This is a genomic window from Actinomycetota bacterium (assembly GCA_036280995.1).
Lineage (GTDB): Bacteria > Actinomycetota > CALGFH01 > CALGFH01 > CALGFH01 > CALGFH01.
The window spans coordinates 17861-28674 of record DASUPQ010000162.1 but is presented as its reverse complement, the minus strand read 5'-3'; the positions used below and the strand labels follow the sequence as shown (position 1 = coordinate 28674).

The 10814-nt window shown below is 73.8% G+C and carries 13 protein-coding genes and 1 tRNA gene; 13 read left to right on the top strand and 1 reads right to left on the bottom strand.

The genetic code is table 11. From position 1 onward, the window contains the following. Positions 1-259 (bottom strand): sugar dehydrogenase (locus tag VF468_05340; GenBank protein ID HEX5877736.1); only part of this gene is annotated, 259 nt, incomplete at its 3' end. Positions 260-530: 271 nt separating this feature from the next. Here VF468_05340 and VF468_05335 point away from each other — a divergent pair. From VF468_05335 to VF468_05275, 13 genes are all read left to right on the top strand, one after another. After that, entirely contained in the window at positions 531-1304 is a 774-nt protein-coding gene (locus VF468_05335; GenBank protein HEX5877735.1) for a TatD family hydrolase, read from the top strand. Beyond that, the gene (gene rsmA, locus VF468_05330; GenBank protein HEX5877734.1) at positions 1297-2169 is read left to right on the top strand and encodes a 16S rRNA (adenine(1518)-N(6)/adenine(1519)-N(6))-dimethyltransferase RsmA; all 873 of its coding nucleotides are present in this window, start codon (positions 1297-1299) and stop codon (positions 2167-2169) included. The genes VF468_05335 and rsmA overlap by 8 nt, the downstream gene beginning before the upstream one ends. Positions 2170-2328: 159 nt before the next feature. Then, positions 2329-3252, top strand: coding sequence for a 4-(cytidine 5'-diphospho)-2-C-methyl-D-erythritol kinase (gene ispE, locus VF468_05325; GenBank protein ID HEX5877733.1), 924 nt, complete (start codon positions 2329-2331; stop codon positions 3250-3252). 59 nt (positions 3253-3311) lie between these two features. After that, a tRNA-Gln gene (locus VF468_05320) sits at positions 3312-3383 on the top strand. 34 nt (positions 3384-3417) lie between these two features. After that, positions 3418-4806 carry a bifunctional UDP-N-acetylglucosamine diphosphorylase/glucosamine-1-phosphate N-acetyltransferase GlmU gene (gene glmU / locus VF468_05315; protein HEX5877732.1) on the top strand — a complete coding sequence of 463 codons (1389 nt, stop codon included), beginning with the start codon at positions 3418-3420 and terminating at the stop codon, positions 4804-4806. 13 nt (positions 4807-4819) lie between these two features. Further along, the gene (locus tag VF468_05310; protein HEX5877731.1) at positions 4820-5821 is read left to right on the top strand and encodes a ribose-phosphate diphosphokinase; all 1002 of its coding nucleotides are present in this window, start codon (positions 4820-4822) and stop codon (positions 5819-5821) included. A gap of 70 nt (positions 5822-5891) precedes the next feature. Next, positions 5892-6470 carry a type 1 glutamine amidotransferase domain-containing protein gene (locus VF468_05305; protein ID HEX5877730.1) on the top strand — a complete coding sequence of 193 codons (579 nt, stop codon included), beginning with the start codon at positions 5892-5894 and terminating at the stop codon, positions 6468-6470. Between the two features lie 10 nt (positions 6471-6480). Continuing rightward, complete coding sequence (locus VF468_05300) at positions 6481-7134, top strand: HAD family hydrolase (GenBank protein HEX5877729.1); 654 nt, start codon at positions 6481-6483, stop codon at positions 7132-7134. Positions 7135-7205: 71 nt separating this feature from the next. Further along, a complete protein-coding gene (locus VF468_05295; GenBank protein ID HEX5877728.1) occupies positions 7206-7658 on the top strand; it encodes a CBS domain-containing protein in 453 nt (150 codons plus the stop codon). 31 nt (positions 7659-7689) lie between these two features. After that, complete coding sequence (locus tag VF468_05290) at positions 7690-8757, top strand: ATP-dependent DNA ligase (protein HEX5877727.1); 1068 nt, start codon at positions 7690-7692, stop codon at positions 8755-8757. Between the two features lie 34 nt (positions 8758-8791). Continuing rightward, on the top strand, positions 8792-9310 hold the full coding sequence (locus tag VF468_05285) for a hypothetical protein (GenBank protein ID HEX5877726.1): 519 nt from the start codon (positions 8792-8794) through the stop codon (positions 9308-9310). Next, a complete protein-coding gene (locus tag VF468_05280; GenBank protein ID HEX5877725.1) occupies positions 9307-9684 on the top strand; it encodes a hypothetical protein in 378 nt (125 codons plus the stop codon). Before VF468_05285 ends, VF468_05280 begins: the two co-directional genes overlap by 4 nt. Positions 9685-9691: 7 nt before the next feature. Continuing rightward, positions 9692-10744 carry a DNA topoisomerase IB gene (locus tag VF468_05275; protein HEX5877724.1) on the top strand — a complete coding sequence of 351 codons (1053 nt, stop codon included), beginning with the start codon at positions 9692-9694 and terminating at the stop codon, positions 10742-10744. Positions 10745-10814: the final 70 nt, after the last annotated feature.

The window sequence follows — 10814 nt, the reverse complement described above, 5'->3', positions numbered from 1 at the left end:
AATTCGGGTCAAGGGCCATCCCCAGCAGCCCCCGGTCCCAGAAGTTGTAGACGTTGACGTTGAGGTCGGCAAACACGTCCGGGCTGGTGTCAGTGAGGGAGTCGAAGACCTTGATGACCCCGCGCTTCTCGGCGACGAAGACCCGCCCGTTGGGGGCGAAGCGGACTGCGGTGGGGTTCGTCAGCCCGCTGAACACGGTCGTCTCCTGGAAGCCGGTGGGCAGGGTCGCCGCCCGCGCCGCCGGCGCCGTCGCGGCCACCAGGGCCGTCAGCGCCCTAGCACGAGTGCCGCCGAGAGCGCCGCCGACAGGGCCCGGCCTCGGCGAGCGGCCCGGCCGCGGCCCGCGGGCATAAGGACACGTGGGAATCTGGTCATCTTGGCCCTCCCTCGCCACGGCACGCCGTCGACGCCCTCGATATGGTCGATCTGGGGACTCGACGGCAACACGTGCCGACGGCGTAGTTCCCCTACGGTGTCCCGATCTCCGTTTGGCCCCGGGCGACGGCCGCACCTGTGGCATGCTCGGCCGCATGCTGGTCGACACCCACTGCCACCTGCACCTGCTGGAGTCCCCGCCCGAGGAGGTGGTGGCCGAGGCGCTGGCCGAGGGGGTCGGGCACGTGGTCGACGTCGGGGTCGACCTGGCCTCCAGCCGGCAGGCCGTGGCCAACGCGGCCCGGCTGCCCCAGGTGTCGGCCACCGCCGGGGTCCACCCCCACGACGCCGACGGCTTCTCCGACGACGTCCTGGCCGAGCTGCGCCGGCTGCTGGCCGACGAGCGGGTCGTCGGGGTGGGGGAGACGGGCCTGGACTACCACTACGACAACTCGCCCCGGGAGGCCCAGCGGGCCGCCTTCGCCGCCCACGTGCGCCTGGCCCGCGAGCTCGACAAGGCGCTGGTCGTGCACTGCCGCGAGGCCTTCGCGGACGTGGTGGCCATCCTGGAGGGCGAGGGGGCGCCGCCCCGGGTGGTGTTCCACTGCTTCGCCGGCGACGAGCGGGCCGCGGCCCGGGTGGTCGAGGCCGGCTGGTACGTGTCGTTCGCGGGCACGGTCACCTTCCGCAACGCCCCCGGGCTGCGGGCCGCCTGCGCCGTCGTCCCCCTGGACCGGATGGTGCTGGAGACCGACAGCCCGTTCCTCTCCCCCCACCCCTACCGGGGGCGGCCCAACCGCCCCGGCCGGGTGGCCGTCACCGCCCGGACGGTGGCCGGGGTCCACCGGGTCCCGGTCGAGCGGGTGGCGGCGGCCACCACGGCGACCGCCACCCGGGCGTTCGGGCTGGACCTCGACGGCCGTGCCTGAGGAGGCGCCGGCCCTGCTGACCCCCGGCCGGGTGCGGGAGCTGCTGGAGCGGTACGACCTCCGGCCCAGCAAGGCGCTCGGCCAGCACTACCTGGCCGACCCCAACACCGCCCGCAAGGTGGCCCGCCTGGGCGGGATCGAGCCGGGGGAGACGGTGCTGGAGGTCGGGCCGGGGCTGGGCAGCCTCACCCTGGCCCTGCGCCAGGCCGGGGCGGCGGTGGTGGCCGTCGAGGCCGACGCCCGCCTGCTCCCGGCCCTGGCCGAGGCGGTGGGCGACGACCCCCTGGTCCGGGTGGAGGTGGCCGACGCCCTCCGGGTCGACCTGGCCGCCCTCGCCCCCGGCGCCCGGCGGCTGGTCGCCAACCTGCCCTACAACATCGCCGCCACCCTGGTCCTCAAGGTCCTGGCCGAGGCCCCGGCCATCGCCCACCAGGTGGTCATGGTGCAGCGCGAGGTCGGGGAGCGGCTGGCCGCGGGGCCCGGGTCGGCCGCCTACGGCGCCCCCAGCGCCAAGCTGGCCGCCCAGGCCACCGCCCGCGTCCTGGCCCCGGTGAGCCGGCGGGTGTTCGTGCCCGAGCCGCACGTCGACTCGGTCCTGCTGGGGGTGACCCGCCGCCAGCACCCGGCCATGGCCGGCCTGGACCCGGCCGACCTGGGCCGGGTCATCGACGCCGCCTTCGGGCAGCGGCGCAAGACCCTGCGCAACGCCCTGCGCGGCCTGGGCCTGGACGCGGCCGGGGTCGAGGCCCTCGGCCGCGCCGCCGGGGTCGACCTCGGCCTCCGCGCCGAACGGCTCGACGTCGCCGCCTTCGTCGCCCTGGCCCACCAGGTCCGGAACGGCGGTCATGCATCTGGGTTTGGGTGATTCGATGGCCGCCGGGGGCGGCGCGCAAGCTTCGGCGCTGCACAGAAGGCTCGGCGCTGCATGCGGCGCCGGATCCATGACCGCCGTCCCGAGTCCACTTTGAACCGATCTCCGGGCGCGGCTACCATGCCCGGGCATCGACGTCGGGGAGGGACGCTCGTGGCCAGTCAGCAACGCCAGCCTGGAGACCACGCGTCCTCGTCGTCGCTCCGGGCCAGGGCGGCCGCCAAGGTCAACCTGGGCCTGTACGTGGGCCCGCTGCGGCCCGACGGGCGCTACCACGAGGTCGTCTCGGTGCTCCAGTCGATCGCCATCTGGGACGAGCTGGAGGTCGAGGTCGTGCCCGAGGGGCTGGGGCTCGAGGTCGAGGGCGGCGGCCTGCCGCCCGACGAGACCAACCTGGTCCTGGTCGCGGCCCGCGAGCTGGCCCGGCGCTCCCGCGACCTGCCCGGGGCCCGCTTCCGGCTCCGCAAGGGCATCCCGGTCTCGGCCGGGCTCGGCGGCGGCAGCGCCGACGGCGCCGCCGCCCTGATCGCCCTGGACAAGCTCTGGGGGCTGCACCTGCCGGCGGTCAACCTCCACACCATGGCCGCCGAGGTCGGCTCCGACGTCCCCTTCTGCATCGGCGGCGGGGCCGGCGTGGCCACCGGCCGGGGCGACAAGGTGCGCGAGGTCCCGAGCAAGGGCAGCACCTGGTGGGTGGTCGGCATCGACCACGAGCGCCTGGCCACCGAGGACGTCTACGGCCACTTCGACGAGCTCGGCCTGGCCGCCCCGCTGGAGGGCCGCTGGCCGGACGACCTGCTCGCCGCCCTGGCCGCCGGCGAGGCCGAGGCGCTGGCCGCGGCGCTCCACAACGACCTGGAGCCGGCCGCCTTCGACCTGCTGCCCGGCCTGGCCAAGTCGAAGCAGCGGCTGCAGGACGCCGGCGTCCTGGGCGCGATCATGAGCGGCAGCGGGCCGACCATGCTCGGCCTGTGCCGCGACGAGGACCACGCCACCCAGGTGGCCAGGGCCGTCCGCTCCGGCTTCGCCCGGGTCGAGGTCGCCCGCGGCCCCGTGCCCGGGGTCACGTTCGGCTAGCTGAGATACCCTGAGCACCGGGTTTGGGGGGTCTGCGGGGGGCGCAGCCCCCCCGCAATTGGCGGGTGGTGTAATGGCAGCACGGCGGCCTTTGGAGCCGTCAGGTCAAGGTTCGAATCCTTGCCCGCCAGCTCGGAGCACTCCACCACAGGGAACGGGGGACCGATGGGCCAGGGGCTGACCGTCGTCGTGCTCGCCGCCGGGGAGGGCAAGCGGTTCCGCTCGGCCGTGCCCAAGCCGCTCCACCAGGTCGCCGGCCGGCCGCTGCTGTGGCACGTGCTCGCCGCCGCCGCGCCCCTCAAGGCCGACCGGACCGTGGTCGTCGTCGGCCACGGCGCCGACGAGGTCACCGCCGCCGTGGGTGGGTTCGACCTGGGCCCGGTCGACGTCGCCGTCCAGGCCGACCAGCGGGGCACCGGCGACGCCCTGGCCGCCGCCCTGCCCCAGCTGGAGGGCGACGGCGACGTCATGGTCCTGTCCGGCGACACCCCGCTGGTCTCGGCGGCGCTGCTCGAGGGGCTGCTGGACGCCCACCGGGCCGCGCGGGCGACCGCGACCCTGCTCACCGCCACCCTGGACGATCCGACCGGCTACGGCCGGGTGCTGCGCGATCAGGACGGCGCCGTCACCGGCATGGTCGAGGAGCGTGACGCCACCCCGGACCAGCGGCGGCTCCGCGAGGTCGGCGCCGGCATGTACGTGTTCCGCCGCCCGGCCCTTGACGGCCTGGCCGAGCTGCGTCCCGACAACGACCAGGGCGAGTACTACCTGCCCGACCTGGTGCCGCTGGTCCTGGCCGGCGGCGGCCGGGTGGCCACCGCCGAGGGGCCGGAGGAGGAGGTCAGGGGGGTCAACGACCGGGTCGAGCTGGCCGAGGCGGGGGCGGTCCTGCGCCGGCGGCTGCTGGAGCGGCTGATGCTGGGCGGGGTGACGGTCACCGACCCGGTGACCACCTTCGTCGACGCCGACGTCGAGGTCGGCCAGGACACCGTGCTCGGCCCGCTCACCTTCCTGGAGGCCGGGACCCGGGTCGGGGCCCGCTGCCGGCTCGGGCCCAACGTGCGCCTGGTCGCCTGCGCCGTCGGCGACGACGCCACCATCAGCCAGACCGTGGCCCTGGAGTCCACCATCGGCCCGCGGGCCGTGGTCGGCCCGTTCGCGTCCCTGCGCCCGGGCACCCAGCTGGCCGAGGCCAGCAAGGCCGGCACCTTCGTGGAGATGAAGAACTCGGTCGTCGGGCCCGGGTCCAAGGTGCCGCACCTCAGCTACGTCGGCGACGCCGACATCGGCGCCGGGGCGAACGTCGGCGCCGGCACCGTGTTCGTCAACTACGACGGGGTGCGCAAGCACCGGACGACCGTCGGCGACGGCGCCTTCATCGGATCCGATACCATGCTGGTAGCCCCCGTGACGGTCGGGAGCGGGGCCCAGACCGCCGCCGGTTCCACCATCACCAAGGACGTGCCGCCCGACGCCCTCGCCATCGAACGCTCCGACCAGCGGACGATCGAGGGCTGGGCGGCCAGGCGCCGCCGGCGGAGGAGCAAGGAGTGACGGGGAGGCCACGGTGAGCAACGGGGTGACGCCCAAGCAGGTGGAGGCGCTTGGGCGCAGGCACCTGATGCTGTTCGCGGGACGGGCCAGCCGCGAGCTGGCCAGCGAGGTGGCCAGGCACCTCGGGATCGAGTGCGGCTCCGTCGAGGTCCGCGACTTCGCCAACGGCGAGACCTACACCCGGTTCGGGGAGAGCGTCCGCGGGACCGACGCGTTCGTCATCCAGACCCACAGCTCGCCCGTGAACGAGCGCCTCATGGAGCAGCTGATCATGATCGACGCCCTCAAGCGGGCGTCGGCCAAGCGGATCAGCGCGGTCGTCCCCTACTACGGCTACTCGCGCCAGGACAAGAAGGGCCGGGGCCGCGAGCCGATCACGGCCAAGCTGGTGGCCGACATGCTCGGGGTGGCCGGGGCCGACCGGATCATCACCATGGACCTGCACTCCGGGCAGGTCCAGGGGTTCTTCGACGGGCCGGTCGACCACCTGACGGCGATGCCGCTGCTGGCCGACCACATCCGCACCAGCTGCGAGGACCGCGACCTGGTGGTGGTCGCCCCCGACGCCGGGCGGGTCAAGACGGCCGAGAAGATGGCCGGGGTGCTCGGCGCCCCCCTGGCCTTCCTGCACAAGCGGCGCAGCCGCACCGAGGCCCACAAGGTCGAGATGCGCGAAGTGGTCGGCGAGGTCGAGGACCGCGTGTGCGTGCTGATCGACGACATGATCGACACCGCCGGCACGATCGTGCAGGGCGCCGAGGTCCTGATGGCCAGCGGCGCCGCCCGGGTCACGGCCGCCGCCACCCACGGCATCTTCTCCGGCCCGGCCATCGACCGGCTCAAGAACGCCCCCATCGCCGAGGTCGTGGTCACCAACACCCTCCCTCTGGCCCCGGACCAGCGGCTCGACAAGATCCGCGTGCTGTCGGTGGCCGGCATCGTCGCCGACGCCATCCGGGCCGTGTTCGAGGACGCCAGCGTGTCCGAGATCTTCAACGACCAGAACCAGTTCTGACCCGTTTGCGGCTCCTCCAGGACGTCAATGCTCAGAGGTGGAGCATTGTCGTCTCGGACAGGAGGAGCACGTGGCAGGCGAGCTGCAGGGCAGGACCATCGCGTTCCTGGCCACCGACGGAGTCGAGCAGATCGAGTACACCGAGCCCCGCAAGGCGGTCGAGCAGGCCGGCGGCACCGCCCACCTGGTGTCGCTGGAGTCCGGCGAGATCCAGGGCTTCAACCACCTCGACAAGGGCGACACCTTCCCCGTGGACAAGGCCGTGGCCGAGGCCAGCGTCGACGACTACGACGGGCTGGTCCTGCCCGGCGGGGTCGCCAACCCCGACTTCCTGCGCAACGACAAGAAGGCCGTCCAGTTCGTGCGCTCGTTCTTCGAGGCCGGCAAGCCGGTCGCCTCGATCTGCCACGGCGCCTGGACCCTCGTCGAGGCCGACGTGGTCAGGGGCCGCACCCTGACCTCCTGGCCGAGCATCCGGACCGACGTCGAGAACGCCGGCGGGGCCTGGGTCGACGAGGAGGTCCACACCGACCGCGGCCTGGTCACCAGCCGCAAGCCGGACGACCTGCCGGCCTTCAACGCCAAGATCGTCGAGGAGTTCGCCGAGGGCGTGCACGACGAGCAGGCCCAGGCGACGGCCCGGGCCTGAGCCGGGGGCGATGGCGCCGCCGATCGCGGTCCTGGACGTCGACGGCACGCTGGTCGACACCAACTACCACCACGCCATCGCCTGGTACCGCGCGTTCCGCGAGCATGGCCTGACCGTGCCGGTGTGGCGGATCCACCGCCACATCGGCCTGGGCGGCGACCACCGGGTGGCCGCCGTGGCCGGCAGGCGGGTCGAGGACCGGCAGGGCGACAGCATCCGGGCGGCCGAGACGGCCCTGTACGCCGACCTGATCGGCGAGGTCCAGCCGTTCGCCGACGCCCGCCGGCTGCTGGAGCTGCTGGACGGCCGCGGCCAGCGGCTGGTGCTGGCCAGCTCGGGCAAGCGCGACGAGGTCGACCACTACCTGGACCTGCTGGACGCCCGCGACCTGGTCGAGGCCTGGACGACCTCGGCCGACGTCGAGCAGACCAAGCCCGACCCGGACCTGGTGGTCACGGCCATCGACAAGGTCGGGGGCGGCGAGGCGGTGCTGGTCGGCGACTCGACCTGGGACTGCGAGGCCGCCGCCCGGGCCGGCGTCCCCACCGTGGCCATCCTCACCGGCGGCTTCTCCGAACAGGAGCTGCGCCACGCCGGCGCCGGGTCGGTCTTCGAGTCGCTGGGGGAGCTGTGCGAGCGGCTCGACGAGACCCCGCTTGCCTAGGTTTGTGCGGCCGGATGAGGGGCTAGCAATTCCCCAACGACTGAACCCAGACAGGAGGAGGGTGCGACGCGATGCCGAAGACGGCCCGCGACGTCATGACCCCCAACGCCGAGTGCGTCGGGGAGAACGAGACCCTGCTCGACGCGGCCAAGAAGATGGCCGACCGAGGCTACGGGTCCATGCCCATCTGCGGCGAGGACAACCGCCTCAAGGGCATGCTCACCGACCGCGACATCGTCGTGAAGGCGCTGGCCCAGGGCAAGGACCCGGGCTCCACCCGGGCCGGCGAGCTCGGTGAGGGCAAGCCGGTGACCATCGGGGCCGACGACTCGCTGCGCGACGCCCTGAAGACGATGGCCCAGTACAAGGTCCGCCGCCTGCCGGTGATCGACGGCCACGACCTGGTCGGCATCATCGCGGTGGCCGACATCGCCCGGGAGCTGGACGACGACGACTCCAAGGGCGACCTGATCGAGGCCATCTCCACGGGCCCGGCCCAGGACAGCGGCCCCGGGTCGCAGTAGCCCAAGCGTTGTTCGTGGCACCATCGGGGGCATGGACCTGCCCGTCATGCCCCCGATCCGCCCGATGCTCGCCAAGTCGGTCTCGATCCTGCCCGAAGGGATGCTGTACGAGCCCAAATGGGACGGGTTCCGCTGCGTGGTGTTCCGCGACGGCGACGAGGTCGAGCTGGGCAGCCGCAAGGAGCGGCCGCTGACCCGCTACTTCCCCGAGATCGTGGAGGCGGCCCGCACCCAGCTCCCGCCGCGCTGCGTGGTCGACGGCGAGATCGTGATCGCCAGCGGCCCCGGCCTCGACTTCGAGGCCCTGCTCCAGCGCATCCACCCGGCCGCCTCCCGGGTCAACCTGCTGGCCACCGAGACCCCGGCCATGCTGATCGCCTTCGACCTGCTCGCCATCGGCGACGAGTCGCTGATGGAACGGCCTCTGGCCGAGCGCCGGGCCGCCCTCGACGAGACCTTGGCCGGAGCGTCCGCGCCCGTGCACCGAACCCTGATCACCGACAGCCAGCGCCAGGCCGAGCGCTGGTTCCGGCTGTTCGAGGGGGCCGGGCTGGACGGCGTGATCGCCAAGCCGCCGGACCTGCCCTACCTCGAGGACCAGCGGGTGATGTTCAAGGTCAAGCACGAGCGGACCGCCGACTGCGTGGTCGCGGGGTTCCGCTGGCACAAGAAGGGGCCGGTGGTCGGCTCCCTGCTGCTCGGGCTCCACGACGAGGAGGGCAAGCTCCAGCACGTCGGGGTGTCGGCGTCGTTCTCGATGGAGCGGCGCCGCGAGCTGCTGGACGAGCTCGCCCCCTACCGGCTGGGACCCGACGACGAGCACCCCTGGACCGGGTGGGCCACGCCCGAGCGGACCCCCGGGGCGATGGTGTCGCGCTGGAACGCCAAGAAGGACCTGACCTTCGAGCCGCTCGCCCCCAGGCTGGTGGTCGAAGTCGCCTACGACCACATGGAGGGCCGGCGATTCCGCCACACCGCCCAGTTCCGGCGCTGGCGCCACGACCGCGACCCCGAGTCCTGCACCTACGAACAGCTCGAGCGGCCGATCGAGTTCGACCTGGGCGACGTCCTGGCCGGCCGTGACCCGAGCCCGGGCTGATTCCGGCCGGCCCTTCCGGGGAAGGAGCACGCACATGGACCAGACGGGAGGCCAGGAGCCGGTCAAGCGCGAGACGGCGCGACTGGCCGACCTGCCGGTCGAGGGTCTGCCGGCCGACGCCCCGGACGCGCCGTCGGCGGCCACCGACCAGGCGCCTCAGGACGTCGACCCGGTCGCCACCGCCCACGACCCCGAGGCCGCCCGCGGCCCCAAGGCCGTGATGACCGCCTACGCCTCGGCCCTTGCCGCCGGCGACGCCGGCCTGGCCGCCGACCTGTACGCCGAGAACGGCCTGCTGACCAGCGCCGACGAGCGCATCTCGGGCCGGCCGGGCATCGCCGGCTGGCACGAGGACCTGCTGCGCCGGGGCCGGGTGAACGCGCGCCCGGCCGGCCAGGGCAACGACGCCAGCCGCCTGGAGGTCGACAGCGCCACCGGCCGCCACGTGGTCGAGCTGGCCTTCGACGCCTCGGGCCGGATCGGCACCGCCCGCTGGCTCACCCCGGACGAGGCCGGCCAGTCCCAGGAGGAACGGGAGCGGACCGCGACATGACCGAGAACCTCGGCGGCGACGCCGTCCGCTACGAGGGCGACCGCCCGGTCGCCGTCGGCGACCTGCGCCTGGCCCAGCCGACCAGGATGGCCACCACCAGCGCCGGCTTCTGGGGCCTGTACGAGGCCGGCGACCAGGTCCTGGTCGTCCACCCGGCCGGGGCGCTGCGCGGCTCGCCCGACCAGCTCCGCGCCCGCCTGGCCGAGATCGCCGCCGACGAGCGGCGCGACGACGCCGACCGGGACGCGGCCCGTTCCTTCCTGCCGTTCCTGGGCGGCGACGACCCGGGCGCGGCCACCGACGTGCCCCGCTCCCGGGTGGAGCAGGGCCCGCCCCCCACCTACGACCTCTCCGACGAGCGCAACACCCCGTAGGCGGCCTATGGCGAGGATCCGGCGGGTCGACTGCTCCGGCCCGGGCATCGTGCGGCGGCGGCGGGGCCGCTCGTTCACCTACACCGACGTGAACGGGGAGAGCATCACCGACCCCGAGGTCCTGGCCCGCATCCGCGGGCTGGGGATCCCGCCGGCCTGGAAGGACGTGTGGATCTGCCCCATCCCCACCGGCCACCTCCAGGCGGTCGGGACCGACGCCGCCGGCCGGCGCCAGTACCTGTACCACGAGGCCTGGCGGACCCGGCGGGAGGCGGCCAAGTTCGACCACATGCTGGAGTTCGCCCACGCCCTGCCCGGGCTGCGGGAGCGGGCGGCCGCGCACCTCACCGAGGACGGCCTTACCCGCGAGCGGGTGCTGGCGTGCGCGACCCGGCTGCTGGACCGGGGCTTCTTCCGAATGGGCACCGAGGGCTACGCCGAGCAGAACCAGACCTACGGCCTGGCCACCATCCAGAAGCGGCACGTGCGCCTGGACGGCGACCTGATCACCTTCGACTACATGGCCAAGAGCGGCAAGCGGCGCCTCGCCTCGGTGCTCGACCCGGCCGTGAGCGAGGTGGTGGCCCAGCTCAAGCGGCGCCGCGGCGGCGGCCCCGACCTGCTCGCCTACAAGCGCGGCCGGGTCTGGGCGGACGTCCGCTCCGACGACATCAACGCCTACATCAAGGAGCAGACCGGCGGCGACTTCACCGCCAAGGACTTCCGCACCTGGAGCGCGACCGTGCTGGCCTCGGTCGCCCTGGCCAGCTCGTTCCCCCAGGCCAGGTCCAAGACGGCCCGGGCCCGGGCGATCAGCCGGGCCGTCAAGGAGGTCGCCCACTACCTGGGCAACACCCCGGCGGTGTGCCGCGCCTCCTACATCGACCCGCGCGTCTTCGACCGCTACCGTTCCGGCCTGACCATCGCCGGCGCCCTCGAGCAGCTCGGCCAGGTGGACGAGCTGGGGGAGCCGGCCCACCAGGGCCCGATCGAGGAGGCCGTCCTCGACCTGATCGAGGAGAAGCACGGACCAGCCCCTGAGCTGGACCTCATCGCCTGACCACTGCTACCCTCGCCGACGTCCCCGGCCCACGCCGGGCATCGCTGTGTGCACGCAAACCCGTCCGAGG

What these genes read in the sequence shown, in the direction of transcription:
- VF468_05290 (HEX5877727.1), top strand. Translation starts at nt 7,690, where the DNA reads ATGGACCTGCCCGTCATGCCCCCGATCCGCCCGATGCTCGCCAAGTCG.
- VF468_05295 (HEX5877728.1), top strand. Translation starts at nt 7,206, where the DNA reads ATGCCGAAGACGGCCCGCGACGTCATGACCCCCAACGCCGAGTGCGTC.
- VF468_05280 (HEX5877725.1), top strand. Translation starts at nt 9,307, where the DNA reads ATGACCGAGAACCTCGGCGGCGACGCCGTCCGCTACGAGGGCGACCGC.
- VF468_05335 (HEX5877735.1), top strand. Translation starts at nt 531, where the DNA reads ATGCTGGTCGACACCCACTGCCACCTGCACCTGCTGGAGTCCCCGCCC.
- VF468_05275 (HEX5877724.1), top strand. Translation starts at nt 9,692, where the DNA reads ATGGCGAGGATCCGGCGGGTCGACTGCTCCGGCCCGGGCATCGTGCGG.
- glmU (HEX5877732.1), top strand. Translation starts at nt 3,418, where the DNA reads ATGGGCCAGGGGCTGACCGTCGTCGTGCTCGCCGCCGGGGAGGGCAAG.
- VF468_05300 (HEX5877729.1), top strand. Translation starts at nt 6,481, where the DNA reads ATGGCGCCGCCGATCGCGGTCCTGGACGTCGACGGCACGCTGGTCGAC.
- VF468_05285 (HEX5877726.1), top strand. Translation starts at nt 8,792, where the DNA reads ATGGACCAGACGGGAGGCCAGGAGCCGGTCAAGCGCGAGACGGCGCGA.